The organism is Pseudomonas aegrilactucae, assembly GCF_019168305.1.
In the GTDB taxonomy this organism is placed as follows: Bacteria; Pseudomonadota; Gammaproteobacteria; order Pseudomonadales; family Pseudomonadaceae; genus Aquipseudomonas; species Aquipseudomonas aegrilactucae.
The window spans coordinates 305810-326336 of sequence record NZ_JAHTBI010000010.1; the positions used below are offsets into that span (position 1 = coordinate 305810).

The 20527-nt window shown below is 64.2% G+C and carries 18 protein-coding genes; 10 read left to right on the top strand and 8 right to left on the bottom strand.

Translation table 11 applies throughout. The features are described from left to right. The first annotated feature begins 57 nt into the window (after positions 1-57). Together KUO17_RS04580 and KUO17_RS04585 are read left to right on the top strand one after the other, a co-directional pair. On the top strand, positions 58-966 hold the full coding sequence (locus KUO17_RS04580) for a LysR family transcriptional regulator (RefSeq protein ID WP_217973902.1): 909 nt from the start codon (positions 58-60) through the stop codon (positions 964-966). A 52-nt stretch (positions 967-1018) separates the two neighbouring features. Further along, positions 1019-1192, top strand: a complete 174-nt coding sequence (locus KUO17_RS04585) for a hypothetical protein (RefSeq protein ID WP_217973903.1) — start codon at positions 1019-1021, stop codon at positions 1190-1192. On the opposite strand, the gene KUO17_RS04590 is transcribed toward KUO17_RS04585, so the two are convergent. Beyond that, entirely contained in the window at positions 1185-2063 is an 879-nt protein-coding gene (locus KUO17_RS04590) for a helix-turn-helix domain-containing protein (RefSeq protein ID WP_217973905.1), read from the bottom strand. The two genes, KUO17_RS04585 and KUO17_RS04590, sit on opposite strands and share 8 nt — an antisense overlap. 138 nt (positions 2064-2201) lie before the next feature. Between KUO17_RS04590 and pobA the strand changes: the two genes are divergently transcribed. After that, the gene (pobA, locus tag KUO17_RS04595) at positions 2202-3392 is read left to right on the top strand and encodes a 4-hydroxybenzoate 3-monooxygenase (protein ID WP_217973906.1); all 1191 of its coding nucleotides are present in this window, start codon (positions 2202-2204) and stop codon (positions 3390-3392) included. A gap of 106 nt (positions 3393-3498) precedes the next feature. Continuing rightward, positions 3499-4902, top strand: coding sequence for an MDR family MFS transporter (locus KUO17_RS04600; protein ID WP_217973943.1), 1404 nt, complete (start codon positions 3499-3501; stop codon positions 4900-4902). Position 4903: 1 nt separating this feature from the next. Here KUO17_RS04600 and KUO17_RS04605 read toward each other — a convergent pair whose 3' ends face one another. Beyond that, the gene (locus KUO17_RS04605) at positions 4904-5788 is read right to left on the bottom strand and encodes a DMT family transporter (protein WP_217973907.1); all 885 of its coding nucleotides are present in this window, start codon (positions 5786-5788) and stop codon (positions 4904-4906) included. A 159-nt stretch (positions 5789-5947) separates the two neighbouring features. Next, positions 5948-6580 (bottom strand): TetR family transcriptional regulator, encoded by a 633-nt coding sequence (locus KUO17_RS04610; RefSeq protein WP_217973908.1) that lies wholly within the window; start codon positions 6578-6580, stop codon positions 5948-5950. 260 nt (positions 6581-6840) lie between these two features. On the opposite strand from KUO17_RS04610, the gene KUO17_RS04615 reads away from it, so the two are divergent. The 5 genes from KUO17_RS04615 (at position 6841) to KUO17_RS04635 (ending at position 15169) form a co-directional block, all read left to right on the top strand. Further along, entirely contained in the window at positions 6841-7992 is a 1152-nt protein-coding gene (locus KUO17_RS04615; RefSeq protein WP_217973909.1) for an efflux RND transporter periplasmic adaptor subunit, read from the top strand. Between the two features lie 3 nt (positions 7993-7995). Continuing rightward, complete coding sequence (gene ttgB, locus KUO17_RS04620; protein ID WP_217973910.1) at positions 7996-11148, top strand: multidrug efflux RND transporter permease subunit TtgB; 3153 nt, start codon at positions 7996-7998, stop codon at positions 11146-11148. Further along, the gene (locus tag KUO17_RS04625; RefSeq protein ID WP_217973911.1) at positions 11145-12599 is read left to right on the top strand and encodes an AdeC/AdeK/OprM family multidrug efflux complex outer membrane factor; all 1455 of its coding nucleotides are present in this window, start codon (positions 11145-11147) and stop codon (positions 12597-12599) included. Before ttgB ends, KUO17_RS04625 begins: the two co-directional genes overlap by 4 nt. 190 nt (positions 12600-12789) lie before the next feature. Further along, entirely contained in the window at positions 12790-14043 is a 1254-nt protein-coding gene (locus KUO17_RS04630) for an OprD family porin (protein ID WP_217973912.1), read from the top strand. Between the two features lie 199 nt (positions 14044-14242). Continuing rightward, entirely contained in the window at positions 14243-15169 is a 927-nt protein-coding gene (locus KUO17_RS04635) for a LysR family transcriptional regulator (RefSeq protein ID WP_217973913.1), read from the top strand. Between the two features lie 24 nt (positions 15170-15193). Here KUO17_RS04635 and KUO17_RS04640 read toward each other — a convergent pair whose 3' ends face one another. Next, positions 15194-15871: a Crp/Fnr family transcriptional regulator gene (locus KUO17_RS04640; protein ID WP_217973915.1), complete on the bottom strand. Its 678-nt coding sequence runs from the start codon at positions 15869-15871 to the stop codon at positions 15194-15196. A gap of 90 nt (positions 15872-15961) precedes the next feature. Between KUO17_RS04640 and KUO17_RS04645 the strand changes: the two genes are divergently transcribed. After that, on the top strand, positions 15962-16483 hold the full coding sequence (locus KUO17_RS04645) for an Mpo1 family 2-hydroxy fatty acid dioxygenase (RefSeq protein WP_217973916.1): 522 nt from the start codon (positions 15962-15964) through the stop codon (positions 16481-16483). 75 nt (positions 16484-16558) lie between these two features. On the opposite strand, the gene pcaC is transcribed toward KUO17_RS04645, so the two are convergent. The 4 genes from pcaC to KUO17_RS04665 are packed head-to-tail and all read right to left on the bottom strand — an operon-like array spanning position 16559 to position 20431. Next, a complete protein-coding gene (gene pcaC / locus KUO17_RS04650) occupies positions 16559-16951 on the bottom strand; it encodes a 4-carboxymuconolactone decarboxylase (protein ID WP_217973917.1) in 393 nt (130 codons plus the stop codon). A 10-nt stretch (positions 16952-16961) separates the two neighbouring features. After that, on the bottom strand, positions 16962-17753 hold the full coding sequence (pcaD, locus tag KUO17_RS04655; protein WP_217973918.1) for a 3-oxoadipate enol-lactonase: 792 nt from the start codon (positions 17751-17753) through the stop codon (positions 16962-16964). An 11-nt stretch (positions 17754-17764) separates the two neighbouring features. Continuing rightward, positions 17765-19129 carry a 3-carboxy-cis,cis-muconate cycloisomerase gene (locus KUO17_RS04660; RefSeq protein ID WP_217973919.1) on the bottom strand — a complete coding sequence of 455 codons (1365 nt, stop codon included), beginning with the start codon at positions 19127-19129 and terminating at the stop codon, positions 17765-17767. Between the two features lie 12 nt (positions 19130-19141). Beyond that, positions 19142-20431, bottom strand: coding sequence for an MFS family transporter (locus KUO17_RS04665; RefSeq protein WP_217973920.1), 1290 nt, complete (start codon positions 20429-20431; stop codon positions 19142-19144). Positions 20432-20527: the final 96 nt, after the last annotated feature.

Below are 20527 nucleotides of genomic sequence, written 5' to 3' on the forward strand. Positions count from 1 at the left end.
ATCCATCACAAAAAATGCGATGCTTGGACATAGTTTGTTTCTGAAATCGAGCAGATCATGGACCGTCTTACTGCAATGAAGGTGTTCGTCAGCGTCGTCGACCTGGGCAGCCAGTCGGCCGCCGCCGATCATCTGGACCTCTCGCGCCCGGTGGTGTCGCGCTACCTGGCAGCCCTGGAAGACTGGGTAGGGGCCCGCCTGATGCAGCGCACCACGCGCAAGTTGAGCCTGACCGCGGCGGGCCTCGAAACCCTGCCACGCTGCCGGCAGATGCTGGAGCTGACGGGCGAGATGCAATCGGCGGTACGCGCACCGGATGACGCACCGCGTGGCGAACTGCGCATCAGCGTCAGTACCTCGTTCGGCCATGCGCAGTTGGTGGACGCGGTGGCCGACTACGTCAAGCGCTACCCGCTGGTGAAGATCGACCTGCAGATGCTGGACCGCACCGTCAACCTGGTCGATGAACGCATCGACCTGGCGATCCGCGTGAGCAACGACCTGGACCCCAACCTCATTGCACGCCGTCTGAGCGTATGCCGCTCGGTAATCTGCGCCTCGCCAGCCTACCTGCGTGCCCATCCCGTGCCGCAGCAGGTGCAGGAACTGAGCCGGCACAACTGCCTGACCCACTCCTACTTCGGCCACAGCCTGTGGCATTTTGAAGTGGCGGGTGAACAGGTCTCGGTGCCGGTACAGGGCAACATCAGCGCCAACGAGGCGCTCACGCTGGAACGCGCGACCCTGGCCGGTGTCGGCATTGCGATGTTGCCGACTTACCTGGTGGCCGATGCCCTGCGCAGCGGCGCCCTGGTGCGTCTGCTGCCCGAAGCCAGGCCGCGCGAGCTGAACCTGAACGCGGTGTACACCTCGCGCAAGCACATGCCCGCGACCCTGCGCAGCATGCTCGACTTTCTGGCAGCACGCTTTACCGATGCACCGCAGTGGGATCGCGACCTGCCCTGAACTGACCTATGCTTTGAAAGCACCTGTGTGCGGATTGCAGGAGGTTAGTACCATGACCCTCACATCCAGAAAATGTGCCGCCGGGTTCGCCATCGCCGCTGTGCTCGGGCTGTACGGTACGGCGGCCTACCGGGTAGAACTGCTGCGTCAGCAGCCCCACGCAGCGAGCAGTTGCAGCCTGGCCCATTGCCTGCCGCATAGCGGTACGCTCAGCGCGGTCAGGTAGCGGCACCAGGCTCGCGGCGGCGAAAGTCACGCGGCGAAACGCCGGTCAGGCGGCGGAAGAATCGCGAGAAGTAAGCCGGGTCGGCAAAGCCCAGGCTGTCTGCCAACTGGTTGATCGTGAGGCGGGTGTAGACCAGCTCGCGCTTGGCTTCGAGCAGCAGGCGCTGATGCACGATCTGCAGCGCCGACTGCCCCGCCAGCGCGCGGCACAGCGTGTTGAGCGTCGCCACCGAAACCCCGACCTGATGCGCCAACTGCTCGACACTCGGTTGCTGGCGAAACTGGCGCTCGACCAGCGCATTGAAGCGCTCCAGGGACTCGCGACCACGCTCGGGTAGCGGCGTGCCCACGCTGCGGCGCAGCTGCTGACGGCTGATCCACACCACCACCAGGTTGATCAGTGCTTGCAGTTGCAGGTCACGCCCCGGCAAGTCCTGCTGGTACTCGGCCTGCAGTCGGCTGAACAGGCCGTTCAAGTACTGCGCGTCCTCCCCGGCGAGGTAACTGGCGCCTTGCTGCAACGTCGCCGGGACTGCCGCCAACTGGCGCTGCAACAGCGCGACCAGTGGCGCAGCCAGGGTCACCACGTAGCCATCGACGTCTTCGCAAAAGCGAAAGCCGTGCACGCACAAGGCCGGTACCACCTGGATCGCCGACTGCTCCAGGCAATGCACCTGCCCCTCCAGCTCGATCTGCGCCCTGCCCTTGTACAAAAACAGCAACTGCCACAGGTCGGCATGCCGATGCGGCTCGATCTCCCAGTGGTGCAGGCGGCTGCGGGCCGCAATCGACTCGCTGTGCAGCAGGTCGGGCGTGGGCCAGCCCAGGGGCTCGCCATACAGCTTGAACACCGGAATCGACACCTTGCTCATCACGCGCTTGCTCCCAGACAGTGCCCGATAATCGCCCTCATTAGCGAAAAGTACCGCTTTGAACGGTATTTGTCCCTTCTTGAGTCCCGCCTACCGGCGAAAAATGCAGGCACTCCAATCACAAAAAGTCCAAGAACAATGCACACTCAAGTCGCAATCATCGGCGCCGGCCCGTCCGGCCTGCTACTCGGCCAACTGCTGCACAACGCCGGCATCTCCAACGTCATCCTCGAACGTCAACACCCCGACTACATACTGGGGCGCATTCGCGCCGGCGTACTCGAACAGGGCATGGTCAACCTGTTGCGCGAGGCTGGCGTCGGCCAGCGCATGGACGCCGAAGGCCTGCCCCATGGCGGCTTCGAACTGGCCTTCGACGGTCGCCGCGAGCACATCGACCTCAAGGGCCTGACCGGTGGCCAGGGCGTGATGATCTACGGCCAGACCGAAGTGACCCGCGACCTGATGGCTGCCCGTGAAGCCTGCGGGGCGCTGACGGTGTACCAGGCCGACAACGTGCGCCCGCACGACCTGAAAACCGACCAGCCCTACCTGACCTACGAGAAGGATGGCCAGCAGCATCGCCTGGCGTGCGACTACATTGCCGGCTGCGACGGCTATCACGGGGTGGCGCGCCAGTCGATTCCCGACGAGGCGCTGCAGGTATTCGAGCGCGTCTATCCGTTCGGCTGGCTGGGCATCCTGGCTGATACCCCGCCGGTCAGCGACGAGCTGGTGTACGCCCGCCACGAACGCGGCTTTGCCTTGTGCAGCATGCGCTCGCCCACCCGCACCCGTTACTACGTGCAGGTCGACGCCGGGGAAAAGGTCGAGGACTGGTCCGACCAGCGTTTCTGGGCCGAACTCAAGTCGCGCCTGCCCGATGACCTGGCCGAACGCCTGGTGACCGGCCCGTCGATTGAAAAGAGCATCGCGCCGCTGCGCAGCTTCGTGGTGGAGCCGATGCAGTACGGGCGCCTGTTCCTGCTCGGCGACGCGGCGCACATCGTGCCGCCCACCGGCGCCAAGGGCCTGAACCTGGCGGCCAGCGACGTCAGTACGCTGTACAACATCCTGCGCAAGGTCTACGCCGAAGGCCGCACCGAACTGCTCGAGAAGTACTCGCAGATCTGCCTGCGACGCATCTGGAAAGCCGAGCGTTTTTCCTGGTGGATGACCTCGATGCTGCACCGTTTCCCCGACAGCGACCCGTTCAGCCAGCGTATCCAGCACAGCGAACTGGACTATTTCGTCAGCAGCGAAGCCGGGCGCAAGACCCTGGCGGAAAACTACGTCGGTTTGCCGTACGAGCCCATCGAAGACGCTTAGCTAGCTATCGAGTACACTGGGCGGCACTTGACTGACTGCCCAGAGCCGCCCCGTGACGCAACAGAACACTCCGCAACCTGCCCTGCGCAACGTGCTGGTCGCCCTGATGCTGGCCATCTTTCTCGGTGCGTTGGACCAGACCATCGTCGCGGTGTCGATGCCGGCGATCTCCGCGCAGTTCAATGATGTGGCGCTGCTGGCCTGGGTGATTTCCGGCTACATGGTGGCCATGACGGTGGCGGTGCCGATCTACGGCAAGCTGGGCGACCTGTATGGTCGGCGGCGCATGATCCTGACCGGCACCGGGCTGTTCACCCTGGCCTCGCTGTTCTGCGCACTGGCGCAGAACATGGAGCAACTGGTGCTGGCGCGGGTGCTGCAGGGTATCGGCGCCGGGGGCATGGTGTCGGTCAGCCAGGCGATCATCGGCGACTTCGTGCCACCGCGCGAGCGCGGCCGCTACCAGGGCTATTTCAGCAGCATGTACGCACTGGCCAGCGTCGCCGGCCCGGTGCTGGGCGGGTTGCTCACCGAGTACCTGTCATGGCGCTGGGTGTTCTGGCTGAACCTGCCGCTGGGGCTGACCGCCTGGTGGGTCACCGAGCGCACCCTGCGCGGCCTGGCCACGCCACAGCGCAAGGCGCAGGTCGACTACCCCGGCGCGCTGCTGCTGATTCTGGGCCTCACTGCACTGCTATTGGGCATCACCCTGATCGGCCAGGGCCAGCCGCTCGGCTCCGGCCCGGTGGCCGGGTTGCTGCTGGCCGCCCTGCTGGGCCTTGGGGTGTTCGTGCTGCAGGAGCGCCGGGCGCCGGAGCCCTTGTTGCCGCTGCAACTGTTCGGCAACCGGGTGGCGGTGCTGTGCTGGTGCACGATCTTCTTTACCAGCTTCCAGGCCATTTCACTGACCATGCTGATGCCGCTGCGCTTTCAGAGCATCACCGGGGCCGGCGCCGACAGCGCCGCATTGCACCTGCTGCCACTGGCCATGGGGCTGCCTGTCGGCGCTTACTGTGGCGGGCGCCTGACCAGCCGCACCGGACGCTACAAGCCGCAGATCCTGGGCGGGGCGCTGCTGATGCCGGTGGCGATCGTCGGCATGGCGCTAAGCCCGATCGACGCCAGCTTGCTCAGTGGTGCGTTCATGCTGCTGACCGGTATTGCCTCGGGCCTGCAGTTCCCCACCTCGCTGGTGGCGACCCAGAGCGCGGTCGCGCCGCGGGACATCGGCGTGGCCACCAGCACCACCAACCTGTTCCGCTCGCTGGGCGGCGCCATGGGTGTGGCCTGCATGTCGGCGCTGCTGCTGAGCCTGCTGCACGACAGCGGTTTCAGCCTGGCCGGCGAGGCGTTGATCGGCAGCTTCAAGGATGGCCAAGCGAGTGAAGCGGTGCAGGCACAATTGCTGGAAACGTTCCGAAACCTGCTGCTGGGTAGCGCTGCGGTGTCACTGCTGGGCCTGTCGGCGGCACTGGCATTGCCCAACCGCGAACTGCGCGGCACATCCTGACTCAGGCGCGCCGCTGCGCCCAGGCCGCCGCCAGGCCGCTGAGGCAGATCACCGCAATGCCGACCACCCCATACACATCCGGGGTGTGGTTGAAGATCAGGTAGCCAAACAGCCCGGCGAACAGGATCTGGCCATAGCTGAACGGCGCCAGCATGGCCGGCGCGGCATGCCGGAAGGCCTGGGTCAGCAGCATGTGCCCGAGCATGCCGCAGGTGCCCAGGCCGATCATGAACAGCGCATGGCCAAAGCTGGGCACGGTCCAGAAGAACGGTACCAGCGCGGTCATGATCAGGCTGTTGAAGATGCCGGTGAGAAAATTGCTGGTGGTCGGGCTGTCGATGCCGCTGAGCTTGCGCGTGAGCAATTGATAGCAACCAAAGCAGAACGCCGAGCACAGCGGCAGCAGGATCGCAGGTGTGAACAATGCACCGCCCGGGCGCACCACGATCAGTACCCCGACGAACCCGGCCAGCACCGCCACCCACTGGCTGCGGCTGACCCGCTCACCCAGCAGCGGCACCGAGAGCGCGGTCACCAGCAACGGCGCCAGGAAGTTCACGGCGGTGGCTTCGGCCAGCGGGATGTAGCGCAGGCCCGTGGTGAAGAACAGGCTGGTGCCGATCAGGCATAAGGCCCTTGCCAACTGCAGCCCGGGCCGGCGCGTGCGCACCACCGCCGAGAACCCGGAGCGCGGCACGAACACCACCAGCATCAGCAAGGTGTGCACCACATAGCGCGCCCACACCACCATCACGATGGCGTAGAAACCAGAGAGGTACTTGGCCAAGGCATCGTGGCTGGCGAACAGCAGCACTGCCATGCACATCAGGGCAATCGCCTTGAGCGGCTGCTCGGCACCTTTGAGGGTGGGGTTCTGCGCACTCATGCCTGGGCCCATAAAAAGGATTGATCAACCGGCAGACTAGCCGGCCCGGGCGAGCGTTCCAAGCGGTGTCGGGGATTTTTCACGCTACCCTGCACTGGATACGATCGCCGAAATGGCCTACACCATCAGATGAAAATCTTCACAAATGCTCACAAACCTTTAATTGCGCAGCGCTGGGCTCAAGCGCAGCATATCCAGCCCCGCATCCACCCATTGCTCGGCATCTGCGGCAATATCGAAGCTGTCTGGCAACAGCAGCCAGCTGCCAATAATGCCGTCAATGTACGCAAAGGCCGCAATGGCGGCACGCTGCGGGTTCAGGTCTGAAGGCAACTGCCCACGTTTCACTGCATTGTTCAATGTCAGTGCAATACGCTCATAGCAGTCGAGGGTGGTCGCCTGACGCTGCTGACGGATCTCACACATGTCATCGGTGAACTCACACTTATGATGCAGGATCTCATTGATGCGCCGGGTCCGCGGTTCGCGCACCATCTGTTGCATCAGCTGGATCAGAAGCTTGCGCATGCACCCGAGCGGGTCCAGTTCGTCCTCGCTCTCGCCGGCCCTGGCCAACGCCTCGATCGGCTCGCGCAAGCTGTCGAGCAGGGCTTGCACCAGCTCGCCCTTGTCCTTGAAATGCCAGTAGATGGCACCCCGGGTAACGCCGGCCAGTTTGGCGATGTCTGCCAGGGTAGTACGTGCCACCCCACGCGTGTGGAAAGCCTTTTCAGCCGCCTCGAGAATCTGGTTACGGGTTTCCTGAGCTTCCTCTTTGGTACGACGGACCATGGCAGTACAACCTCATCAAGGGCCGGACGCACACGGTGGGCATCCGGGTTCTGAGCCGGCATGGCCACGCGCGGGCCCTCTACCGGATGTCTTAATCAAGCCTCTGGTCCCGTCAGATGGACAAACCAAAGGTGTTTACAAACAAGCATGAATGTAAGTATATTCCTTAGCATGCTACTTATCCACCCGTAAGTAATTTTCCCTTAATCCCGTTTCAATTACTCTTGAGCGTCTTCAGCTCTTTCGACCCGAGGATCTTCATGCAATTCAAGCCAGCTGTTACCGCTCTGGTTTCCGCCGTCGCCCTGGCAACACTGCTCAGCGGCTGTAAAAAGGAAGAGGCGGCGCCTGCGGCGCAAGCTCCTCAGGTCGGCGTCGTGACCCTGCAACCCCAAGCCTTCACCCTGACCTCCGACCTGCCGGGGCGTACCATCGCCTACCGTGTGGCCGAGGTTCGCCCACAGGTCAACGGCATCATTCTCAAGCGTCTGTTCAAGGAAGGCAGCGAGGTCAAGGCCGGTCAGCAGCTGTACCAGATCGACGCATCGGTGTACGAAGCAACCCTGGCCAGCGCGCAGGCCAACCTGCAATCAACCCGCTCGCTGTCCGAGCGCTACAAGCAGCTGGTGGCCGAACAAGCCGTGAGCCGCCAGGAATACGACGATGCCCAGGCCAAACGTCTGCAGGCTGAAGCCACCCTGCGCAGCGCCCAGATCGACCTGCGCTACACCAAGGTGCTGGCCCCGCTGAGTGGTCGCATCGGCCGTTCTGCGTTCACCGAAGGCGCACTGGTCAGCAACGGCCAGACCAACGCCATGGCCGTGATCCAGCAACTGGACCCTATCTATGTCGACGTCACCCAGTCCTCGGCCGAGTTGCTCAAGCTGCGCCGCGAGCTGGAAAGCGGGCAACTGCAGAAGGCCGGCGACAACGCCGCCAAGGTCACCCTGAACCTGGAAGACGGCACTGCCTACACCCACGAAGGGCGCCTGGAGTTCTCCGAAGTCTCCGTCGACCAGACCACCGGTTCGGTGACCCTGCGCGCTGTATTCCCCAACCCTGACCACAACCTGCTGCCCGGCATGTTCGTGCATGCGCGCCTGGCTGCCGGGGTCAACGCTGCCGCGATCCTCGCCCCGCAACAAGGCGTGACCCGCGACCTCAAGGGCGAGCCGACCGCACTGGTGGTGAACAAGGACAACAAGGTCGAACTGCGCCAGCTCAAGGCCAGCCGTACCGTGGGCAGCGACTGGCTGATCGAGGAAGGCCTGAACCCGGGCGACCGCCTGATCACCGAAGGCCTGCAATACGTCAAGCCAGGCGTCGAGGTGAAGGTCAGCGAAGCGACCAACGTCAAGCCTGCCCAGCCGTCCCAGGTCAATGCAGCCAAAGCAGGGGCCAAAGGGGAATAAACCATGTCCAGATTCTTTATCGATCGACCGATCTTCGCCTGGGTGATCGCCCTGGTGATCATGCTGGTCGGGGCCTTGTCGATCCTCAAGTTGCCGATCAACCAGTACCCCAGCATCGCACCGCCGGCCATCGCCATCGCCGTGACCTACCCGGGCGCCTCGGCGCAGACCGTGCAGGACACCGTGGTCCAGGTGATCGAGCAGCAGCTCAACGGTATCGACAACCTGCGCTATGTGCAGTCCGAGAGCAACTCGGACGGCAGCATGACCATTACCGCTACCTTCGAGCAGGGTACCAACCCTGACACCGCGCAGGTCCAGGTGCAGAACAAGCTGAACCTGGCCACCCCGCTGCTGCCGCAAGAAGTGCAGCAGCAGGGTATCCGCGTGACCAAGGCGGTGAAGAACTTCCTGCTGGTGATCGGCCTGGTATCCGAAGACGGCAGCATGACCAAGGACGACCTGGCCAACTACATCGTCTCCAACATGCAGGACCCGATCTCGCGTACTGCCGGTGTGGGTGACTTCCAGGTGTTCGGTGCACAGTACGCCATGCGTATCTGGCTCGATCCGGCCAAGCTGAACAAGTTCCAGCTGACCCCGGTAGACGTCAAGACCGCCGTGGCCGCGCAGAACGTGCAGGTGTCGTCCGGTCAACTGGGCGGCCTGCCGGCCCTGCCGGGTACCCAGCTCAACGCCACCATCATCGGCAAGACCCGCCTGCAGACCGCCGAGCAGTTCGAGAAGATCCTGCTCAAGGTCAACCGTGACGGCTCCCAGGTACGCCTGGGCGATGTCGCCAAGGTGGGCCTGGGCGGTGAGAACTACAGCGTCAGCGCGCAGTTCAACGGCAAGCCGGCCTCCGGTCTTGCAGTAAAACTGGCCACCGGTGCCAACGCCCTGGATACCGCCAAGGCGCTGCGCAAGACCATTGCCGACCTGGAACCGTTCTTCCCGCCGGGCATGAAGGCGGTGTTCCCGTATGACACCACGCCGGTGGTCACCGAATCGATCAGCGGGGTGATCCACACCCTGATCGAAGCGATCGTGCTGGTGTTCCTGGTGATGTACCTGTTCCTGCAGAACTTCCGCGCCACCGTGATCACCACCATGACCGTACCGGTGGTGTTGCTCGGTACCTTCGGCATCCTCGCCGCCGCGGGGTTCAGCATCAACACCCTGACCATGTTCGCCATGGTCCTGGCCATCGGCTTGCTGGTGGACGACGCCATCGTGGTGGTGGAGAACGTCGAACGGGTGATGTCCGAAGAGGGGCTCTCGCCCAAGGAGGCGACCAAGAAGTCCATGGGCCAGATCCAGGGCGCCCTGGTCGGTATCGCCCTGGTACTGTCGGCGGTACTGCTGCCGATGGCGTTCTTTGGCGGCTCCACGGGGGTGATCTACCGGCAGTTCTCGATCACCATCGTATCGGCCATGGGCCTGTCGGTGCTGGTCGCGCTGATCTTCACCCCGGCGCTGTGCGCCACCATGCTCAAGCCGGTCAAGAAAGGCGAGCATCACGTTGCCAAGCGCGGCTTCTTCGGCTGGTTCAACCGCAACTTCGACCGCAGCGTGCAGAGCTACGAGCGTGGCGTGGGCAACATCCTGCGCCACAAGACTCCGTACTTCCTGGCCTATATCCTGATCGTGGTGGGCATGATCTGGCTGTTCATGCGCATCCCGACCGCGTTCCTGCCCGAGGAAGACCAGGGCGTACTGTTCGCCCAGGTGCAGACCCCGGCCGGTTCCAGTGCCGAGCGCACCCAGGCGGTGGTCGACGAAATGCGCGCCTACCTGCTGGACAAGGAAGCCGATACCGTCGCCTCCGTGTTCACCGTCAACGGCTTCAACTTCGCCGGTCGTGGCCAGAGTTCGGGCATGGCCTTCATCATGCTCAAGCCATGGGGCGAACGCTCTGCCGAAAACAGCGTGTTCAACCTGGCGACCCGTGCCCAGCAGCACTTCTTCAGCTTCCGTGACGCGATGGTGTTCGCCTTTGCCCCGCCTGCGGTACTGGAGTTGGGTAACGCCACCGGCTTCGACGTGTTCCTGCAGGACCGCGCCGGCGTCGGCCACGAAAAACTGATGGAAGCGCGCAACCAGTTCCTGGGCATGGCCGCGCAAAGCAAGATCCTCACCCAGGTGCGTCCTAACGGCCTGAACGATGAACCGCAGTACCAGTTGACCATCGACGACGAGCGCGCCAGTGCCCTGGGCGTGACCATTGCCGACATCAACAACACCCTGTCGATTGCGCTGGGTGCCAGCTATGTGAACGACTTCATCGACCGCGGCCGAGTCAAGAAGGTCTACCTGCAGGGCGATGCCAGTGCGCGCATGAGCCCTGAAGACCTGCAGAAGTGGTACGTGCGCAACGCTGCCGGCGAGATGGTGCCGTTCTCTTCCTTCGCCACCGGCGAATGGAGCTACGGTGCACCGAAGCTGTCACGTTACAACGGCGTCGAAGCAATGGAAGTGCTCGGTGCACCAGCCCCTGGCTACAGTACCGGTGAAGCCATGGCCGAGGTCGAGCGCCTGGCCGCGCAACTGCCGGCGGGTGTGGGCTTTGCCTGGACCGGCATGTCGTACGAAGAGAAGCTGTCGGGTTCGCAGATGCCGGCACTGTTCGCGCTGTCGCTGCTGATGGTGTTCCTGTGCCTGGCGGCACTGTACGAAAGCTGGTCGATTCCGATCGCGGTGGTGCTGGTGGTGCCGCTGGGTATCATCGGTGCGCTGATGGCGGCCAGCATGCGCGGGCTGTCCAACGACGTGTACTTCCTGGTGGGGCTGCTGACCACCATCGGCCTGGCGGCGAAGAACGCGATCCTGATCGTCGAATTCGCCAAGGAACTGCACGAGCAGGGCCGCAGCCTGGTGGATGCGTCGATCGAAGCGTGCCGCATGCGTCTGCGCCCGATCATCATGACCTCGCTGGCGTTCATCCTCGGCGTGGTACCGTTGACCATCGCCACCGGCGCAGGCTCGGGCAGCCAGCACGCCATCGGCACCGGGGTGATCGGCGGCATGATCACCGCCACCGTCCTGGCGATCTTCTGGGTACCGCTGTTCTTCGTAAGCGTGTCGTCGCTGTTCGGTAGCAAGAAGCCCGAAGAAGACGCCACACCTGAAACCCCACGCTATGAGGCCGGGCAATGAGCAAGTCCCTGTTGTCCCTGGCAGTCACCGCCTTCATTCTCGGTGGCTGCTCGCTGATCCCTGATTACCAGACCCCTGAGTCGCCGGTGGCGGCCCAGTGGCCGCAAGGGCCTGCCTACTCGCCGACCGAGTCGGCCGATGTAGCCGCAGCCGAACAGGGCTGGCGCCAGTTCTTCCACGACCCGGCGCTGCAGCAACTGATCCAGAGCTCGCTGGTCAACAACCGCGACCTGCGGGTTGCGGCGCTGAACATCGATGCCTACCGGGCGCAGTACCGCATCCAGCGTGCGGACCTGTTCCCGGCGGTCTCGGCTACCGGCAGCGGCAGCCGCCAGCGGGTGCCGGCAAGCACCTCGCAGACCGGCGAAGCGGCGATCACCAGCCAGTACTCGGCGACCCTGGGCGTGAGTGCCTACGAACTCGACCTGTTCGGTCGCGTGCGCAGCCTCACCGAGCAGACCCTGGAAACCTACCTGTCCAGCGAGCAGGCGCGTCGCTCCACACAGATCAGCCTGGTGGCCAGCGTGGCCAATGCCTACTTCACCTGGCAGGCCGACAAGGAGCTGCTCAAGCTCACCGAAGACACGCTCAAGACCTATGAGCAGAGCTTTGCCCTGACCCGTCGCAGCAGCGAAGTGGGTGTGGCCTCGGCACTGGACCTGAGCCAGGCGCGCACCTCGGTCGAGGGCGCACGCGTCAAGCTGGCGCAGTACCAGCGCCTGGTGGCGCAGGACCTGAACAGCCTGGCCGTGCTGGTCGGCGCCGGCGTGCCGGCAAGCCTGCCCGACGCCATGAAGCTCGACAGCGACCTGCTGGCCGAAGTGCCAGCCGGGCTGCCATCGGACATCCTGCAACGTCGCCCGGATATCCAGGAAGCCGAGCACCTGCTCAAGGCCGCCAACGCCAACATTGGCGCAGCGCGTGCAGCGTTCTTCCCGAGCATCAGCCTGACCGCCAATGCCGGCACCCTGAGCCCGGACATGGGCGGGCTGTTCAAGGGCGGTTCGGGTACCTGGCTGTTCCAGCCGCAGATCAACCTGCCGATCTTCAATGCCGGCAGCCTGCGTGCGAGCCTGGACTACTCCAAGATCCAGAAAGACATCAACGTCGCCAAGTACGAGAAGACCATCCAGACCGCCTTCCAGGAAGTCTCCGATGGCCTGGCGGCGCGCCAGACCTTCAACGAGCAGTTGCAGGCCCAGCGTGATCTGGTCGAAGCCAACCAGGACTACTACCGTCTGGCCGAGCGTCGCTACCGCATCGGTATCGACAGCAACCTGACGTTCCTGGATGCCCAGCGCAACCTGTTCAGTGCCCAGCAGGCACTGATCACCGACCGGCTGTCGCAGCTGGTCAGCGAGGTCAACCTGTACAAGGCCCTGGGTGGCGGCTGGTATGAGCGCACCGGTGATGCACAGCAGCAGGCGTCGATCGGCTCGCCCAAGGGCTGACCCGATCACGTAGTGACACAAGAGCCCACCCTTTGCGGTGGGCTTTTTTGTACTCGCCACACCAAAAGTAACCAAACAGTTAGTGTTCGGTTATCGCCCAATTCCGCCTGTAACGAATTGATTCACACCCGCCCGCCGCAGCACCATCCATGCGCCATCGCCCTACATAAAAACAAGAGACGCCACTACGATGAACACTTTCAAACCCGCACGTCACCTGTTCCCCTGCCTGCTTGCCATGAGCTGCGCACTGCCTGTACTGGCGGCCGAAGGCGGCTTTGTCGAAGACGCCAAGGTGGGCCTGAACCTGCGCAACTTCTACATCAACCGCAACTTCGTCGACCCCGACAACGCACAAGGCAAAGCCGAGGAATGGACCCAGAGCTTCATCCTGGATGCCAAGTCCGGTTTCACCCAGGGCACCGTAGGCTTTGGCGTGGATGTGCTCGGCCTGTACTCGGTCAAGCTCAACGGTGGCAAGGGCACTGCCGGCACCAACCTGCTGCCGGTACACGACGACGGCCGCCCGGCCGACGACTTCGGCCGCCTGGGCGTGGCGCTCAAGGCCAAGGTGTCCAAGACCGAACTGAAGGTCGGCGAATGGATGCCGGTGCTGCCGATCCTGCGCTCGGATGATGGCCGATCACTGCCACAGACCTTCCGGGGCGGCCAGCTCACCTCCCAGGAAATCGAGGGCCTGACCCTGTATGCCGGGCAGTTTCGCGGCAACAGCCCGCGCAACGATGCGAGCATGGAAGACATGTTCATGAACGGCCGCGCCGGTATCACCTCCGATCGATTCAACTTTGCCGGAGGCGAATACAGCTTCAATGAAAAACGCACACTGGTCGGCGTGTGGAACGCCCAGCTCAAGGACATCTACAACCAGCAGTACTTCAATCTGGTGCACAGCCAGCCCCTGGGTGACTGGACCCTGGGTGCCAACCTGGGCTACTTCATCGGCAAGGAAGACGGCGCCGAGCGCGCCGGCAAGCTCGACAACCGCACGGCCTCGGCGATGCTGTCGGCGCGCCATGGCAGCCACACGTTCTACGTCGGCCTGCAGAAGGTCAGTGGCGACGACCTGTGGATGCGGGTCAACGGCACCAGCGGCGGCACCCTGGCCAACGACAGCTACAACGCCAGCTTCGACAATGCCAAGGAACGTTCCTGGCAACTGCGTCACGACTTCAACTTTGCCGGTGTGGGCGTGCCAGGGTTGACCTTGATGAACCGCTACATCAAGGGTGACAACGTTCACACCGCGCAGGTCAGCGATGGCAAGGAATGGGCACGCGAATCGGAGCTGGCGTACGTGATCCAGTCCGGCAGCCTGAAAACCCTGTCGGTGAAGTGGCGCAACTCCACGATGCGCCGGGACTTCAATACCAACATGTTCGACGAGAACCGCCTGATCGTGAGCTACCCGATCAGCTTCCTCTGAGCCCCTTTGACCGGCAACGCCGGCGCCTGCAGGCAGGCGCCAACCCTGCAAGAGCCGGCACCGCGCAGCTATGCATATAAAAATAAGATCTAAAAAATACTCAATAGCTTTATTGACGGAATAAGAGCTTACCTTTAAAACCCGAGTCTGCGCGGTGGCAATAATACCCTCGCCCTACTTTGGAGTGCCGCAAAAGCCTATGGATCTTCGCCAGTTGCGTTATTTCATCGCCCTGACCGAACACCGCAGCTTCGTGCGTGCGGCCGATGCCATGGGCATCACCCAGCCAGCGTTCAGCCGCAGCATCCAGGGGCTGGAACAGGAGTTCGGTTGCGTGCTGGTAGACCGTGGCCACAAGGAGCTGCGCCCCACTCCCGAAGGCCAGGTGGTGCTGCAACACGCCCTGCGCCTGGTACAGGGCGCCGCACAGCTGAGCAGCGAAGTGCTCCAGATGACCAAGCTCGACGCCGGTGAGCTGCGTTTCGGCAGCGGCCCGGTAGCTGCCGTCAACCTGGTGCCGCAGGCCGTGGCACAGTTCATCAACACCCACCCCAGGGTGCACACACGCTTCGAAGTGGCCAGCTGGGAGCGGCTGGCACGCGCCCTGGGCCGCGAAGAGATCGAGTTCTTCATCGCCGACATTCGCCACTTCGAAGCAGACCCCAACTTCCAGACCCAGGCCCTGACCCCGCGCCGTGGCCTGTTCTTCTGCCGCCCCGGACACCCGTTGCTGGCCAAGGACAGCCTGTCGACCAACGACATGTTCGCCTACCCGCTGGCCACCCCGCTGATCCCGCCCGGTGTGCGCAAGCTGCTGGCCAACCTCAGCGGCAAGACCGACTTCTCGCCCCAGGTGCAGACCGAGCACCTGCCCACCCTGCTCAAGGTGGTGCTTGGCAGCGATGCCATCGGCATGGGGACCGAAGAGGCCCAGGGCGAGGCGATTGCGCGCGGCGAACTGGCGCGCCTGCACTGGCGCAACCTGCCAGCCAACCTCGACAGCTTCAGCACGCGCTGCGCCATCGTCAGCCGCAGCGGCTATCGCCTGTCCCCGGCGGCGCGGGCGATGATCGAAACCCTGATCAGCCTTGACCGCCACGCGGCGCCCCAGGCGCTGGTCGGGTAGCCTGCGCAGCGAATCCGGGGAGGCTCAGCCAGCCTGCGCCAGTTGCCCAAGGCGCGCGGGGTCGAGGATCTCGATCTCGCCGTAGCTCAGGCGCAGCACCCCGTCCTGCTCCAGCGCCCGCAGGATCTGGTTGGTGGTCTGACGCGACAACGCGAGCATCAGCGCCAGTTGCTCCTGCGACAGCTGCAGCACGCGCCGGGCGCCTTGCACCTCGCCATAACCGGCGGCCATCTGCAACAGGCGATAGGCCACCCGCGGCGCGGCACTCATCAGGCTCTGCTGCTCCAGCGCGACGAAGGCCAGGCGCAGCTTGTGGCTCATCAGCAGGGCAAATTCGCGCCAGTAGCGCGGGTGTTCTTCCAGCAGCGTCGACAACCCCGCCTGGGGAATGCGCAGCAGCTGCGTCGGGCCGGCGGCGAACGCGTCGTGGGTACGCGGCTGATCATCGAACAGGCCGATCTCGCCGAACCAGTGCGGTGCCTCGATCAGGGTCAGCACCGCCTCCTTGCCCTGGGCGCTGACCGCACCGATGCGCATGGCGCCCTCAAGCACCGCATACAGACCGCACGGCGCATCGCCGCGCTGGAACAGGCACGCGCCGGCCTCCAGGCTCAACGGCCGGGCCAGGTGCAACAGGCTATCCTGCAAGGTAACGGGCAACTGTGTGAACCAGTGACCTTGGCGCAGTATCGACGCGTTCATCGGGGGCCTCGTGAGTGACTCTGTCGGCTAGCCGACAGACGCTGGTGCCTGGGCCAGGCAAGCTCGGGTAATCCTACAGGAGGAACAACAATGAAAAGCCTGGTCGAACACCTGAGTCAATATGCGGCCTACCACCGTGACCCGCGCAACATCGCCACGCACTTCGTGGGGATCCCGATGATCGTGGTGGCGGTCACCGTGCTGCTGTCGCGGCCGGGCATCGACATGGCCGGGATGTGGCTGTCGCCGGCGTTGCTGGTGGCGGCGTGGTCGGCGTGGTTCTACCTGCGCCTGGACACGCGTTTCGGGCTATTGATGAGTGTGCTGCTGGGCTTGTGCCTGTGGGCCGGGCAGGTGCTGGCGGTGCAGAGCACGATGCTGTGGTTGAGTGCGGGGCTGGGGCTGTTCGTGGTGGGCTGGGTGATCCAGTTCGTGGGGCATTATTACGAGGGGCGCAAGCCGGCGTTCGTCGACGATGTCAGCGGGCTGATCGTGGGGCCGTTGTTCGTGGTGGCGGAGATGGCGTTTCTGCTGGGGTTGCGCGGGGAGTTGAAGCGGGCGATCGAGGGGAATGCAGGGCCGGTGGCGGTCAAGTCGAAGGCGGCGGTCTGAAGGCCGCCTTCGCTGGCAAGCCAGCTCCCACAGGGTCTTGTGGGAGCTGGCTTGCCAGCGAAGGGGCCCGCACGGTCAGGCGCGGGATTCGACGCCCAACTCGTCCCACACCGACTCCGCCAGGTGGAACGTCGCATTGGCCGCCGGGATCCCGCAATAGATCGCGCTCTGCATCAGCACTTCCTTGATCTCTTCACGGGTCACGCCGTTGTTCGCCGCCGCACGCAGGTGCAGCTTCAACTCGTCATTGCGGTTCATCCCGATCAGCATCGCGATGGTGATCAGGCTGCGGGTATGGCGCGGCAACCCCGGGCGCGTCCAGATATCGCCCCAGGCATGCCGGGTGATCATCTCCTGGAACTCGCCGTTGAACTCGGTGAGGTTGGTCAGGCTGCGGTCCACATGGGCATCGCCCAGCACCGCACGCCGCACCTGCATGCCAGCCTCGTAACGTTCTTTCTCGTCCACAACCTACTCCTCAACGGGCCAGCAGAAAATCGAGCACACGGCGGCTGAACGGCTCGCCGACTTCAACGTTGGACAGGTGCGCCGCCTGGAACTCGGCATACTCCGCGCCCTGCACATGCTCCTGAATGAACAACCCACCCGACGGCGGCGTGACCGCATCGGCGCTGCCGGAAATCACCAGCAACGGCACCTTGATCTCACCCAGCCGGTCACGCAAATCGGCATCGCGCACCGCGCCGCAGCTGGCCGCATAGCCTTCGGGCGATGTTGCCGCCAGCATGTCGGTGATACGTTTGGCCTGCTCCGGATGGGCCGCCGCGTAGGCCGGGGTGAACCAGCGCTCGATGGACGCATCGCGCAAGCCGACCATCGCGGGCTGGCCGTCACGCAACACCATTTCGATGCGTGGGTTCCAGCCCTCGTGGGTGCCGATCTTCGCCGCCGTGTTGCACACGATCAGGCGGTTCAGGCGTTCGCCGGCATTGATACCCAGCCACTGACCGATCAGGCCGCCCATGGACAGGCCACAGAAATGCGCGCGCTCGATCTTCAGCGCGTCCAGCAAGGACAATACGTCACGCCCCAGTTGCTCGATGCTGTACGGCCCTTCGGTGACCAGCGAGCCGCCATGCCCACGGGTGTCGTAACGCAGCACGCGAAAATGCGCGGCGAATGCCGGCAACTGGGTGTCCCACATCCTGTGGTCGGTGCCCAGCGAGTTGGACAGCACCAGTACCGGCGCGCCCTCGGGCCCGTCGAGCTGGTAGTTCAGTACGCCATCAGCGAGTTGTACGCTAGCCACAACAGCCTCCTTCAACACTTGAATTGTTGGTGTTCAGCCACCGCCCGCGCCACCCACACGCGGGCCTGGCCAAGGTAATGAGCAGGGTCGAGCAGGCGGTCGAGTTCATCCGCCGACAGCTCGGCCGTGACCTGCGGGTCGTCGCCCAGCACGTCGCGCAACTGGCGCTGTTCGGCTACCGCACGCTTGCAGCAGGTTTCCAGCAGATGGTGCGCAGTATCCCGGCCCAGGCGCTGGGCCAGCACGATGCTGACCGCCTCGGCCAGCACCAGGCCCTGGGTCAGGTCAAGGTTGCGGCGCATGCGCGCGGCGTCCACTTCCAGGCCCTCGGCAATCACCTGTGCCTGGCGCAATGCGCCCGACACCAGGCAGCAGATCTCCGGCAGGGTCTCCCACTCGGCATGCCACAGGCCCAGGCTACGCTCGTGCTCCTGCGGCATGCCGGCAAACATCGTCGAGACCAGCCCCGGTACGCGGGTGGCGGCGCCGATCAGCACCGCGGCACCCACCGGGTTGCGCTTGTGCGGCATGGTCGATGAGCCGCCCTTGCCCGGTGCCGAAGGCTCGAACACCTCTGCCGCTTCGGTCTGCATCAGCAAGCTTACGTCGCGCCCCAGCTTGCCCAGGCTGCCAGCGATCATGCCCAGCACCGAGGCGAACTCAACCAGGCGGTCACGCTGGGTGTGCCAGGGCTGCTCGGGGAGCTTGAGCTTGAGCTGGTCGGCCAGCGCCTCGGCTACCGGCAACGCCTTGTTGCCCAGCGCCGCCAGGGTGCCCGACGCACCACCGAACTGCAGGCACAGCAGGCGCGGCTTGAGTTCCTGCAGGCGCTGGCGGTGGCGGGTCAGTGCACCGAGCCAGCCGGCGATCTTCATGCCCAGGGTCACCGGCGTGGCATGTTGCAGCCAGGTGCGCCCGGCCAGCGGCGTGTCGGCGTACCGCAGGGCCTGGTGCGCCAGGCTGTCGGCCAGGCGCGCCAGGTCGTCCTCGATCAGGCCCAGTGCATCACGCAGTTGCAGCACCAGGCCGGTGTCCATGGCGTCCTGGCTGGTGGCGCCCAGGTGCACGAAGCGTTCGGCTTCGGGCACACCGCTGGCAATCACCTTGCCCAGCGCCTTGACCAGCGGGATGGCCGAGTTGCCAGCCACCGCAATGGCCTCGGCCAGCGCGGCAAAATCGTAGCGCTCGGCCTGGCAGGCGGCCTCGATCGGTGCCACCGCCACCGGCGGGATAAGCCCCACGGCGGCTTCGGCGCGAGCCAGGGCCGCTTCGAAATCGAGCATGCCCTGCACCCGGCCACGGTCGCAAAAAATATCGCGCATGGCCGGTGCGGTGAAGTAGGCATCGAACAGCTGGTTGCCCGGACGCGGGTTCATCTCGGCTCCTTGTCAATGATCATCGTGCAGGTACGCCGCCTGTTTCGGCAGGCGCAGGCTGAACAGGAAGGCGATCGCCATCATCGCGGTAACGTACCAGTAAAAGGTATTTTCCAGGTTGATCGACTTCAGCCCCAGCGCGACGTACTCGGCCGAACCGCCGAACAGTGCATTGGCCACCGCGTAGGCCAGGCCCACGCCCAGCGCGCGCACCTGCGGCGGGAACATCTCGGCTTTGACCAGCCCGCTGATCGAGGTGTAGAAACTCACGATCGCCAGCGCCAGGGTGATCAGCACGAACGCCAGGAACGGGCTGGTGACGGTCTTGAGCGTGAGCAGGATCGGCACCGTGCACAAGGTACCCAGCGCGCCGAACCAGAGCATCGAATTGCGCCGGCCGATACGGTCCGAGAGCATGCCGAACAGCGGCTGCATGCACATGTACAAAAACAATGCGCCGGTCATGATGAAGCTGGCCGTCTTGGCGCTCATGCCCGCGGTGTTCACCAGGTACTTCTGCATGTAGGTGGTGAAGGTGTAGAAGATCAGCGAGCCGCCAGCGGTGTAGCCAAGCACGGTGATGAACGCGGCCTTGTGGTTGCGAAACAGCCCGCCGAGGCTGCCGGCGTCCTTGTCATTGCGGGTTTCGGCGCTGCTGGTTTCCTCCAGCGAGCGGCGCAGGAACAGCGAGATCACCGCTGCCACCGCCCCCACCACGAACGGAATGCGCCAGCCCCAGGCGCGCAGCTCATCTTCAGTGAGCACCTGCTGCAGGATCACCACCACCAGCACCGCAAGCAGTTGCCCGCCGATCAGGGTCACATACTGGAACGAGGCGAAGAAGCCGCGTTGACCGCGCAGCGCCACTTCGCTCATGTAGGTGGCAGTGGTGCCGTATTCGCCGCCCACCGACAGGCCCTGGAACAGGCGTGCGGCCAGCAGCAAGGCCGGCGCCCACGCGCCGATGCTGGCGTAGGTCGGCAGGCAGGCGATCACCAGCGAGCCGGCGCACATCATCAGCACCGAGATCATCATCGAATTCTTGCGCCCGTGGCGGTCAGCCACGCGCCCGAACAGCCAGCCACCAATCGGCCGCATCAGGAACCCGGCAGCGAACACACCCGCGGTGTTGAGCAACTGCACGGTGGGGTCATCGGAGGGGAAAAACGCCGGGGCGAAATAGATGGCGCAGAAGGCATAGACGTAAAAGTCGAACCATTCCACCAGGTTGCCCGAAGAGGCACCGACGATGGCGAAGATGCGCTTGCTGCGTTCTTCACCGGTGTAATAGGTTGAGGTCATGGCAATTCACTCTGGGAGGGTGTCAGAAGTCTAGACACACTCGGTAACACTCACGTTCCACAGACAATCACCCCGTTGCCACAACCTTGCGTGGAG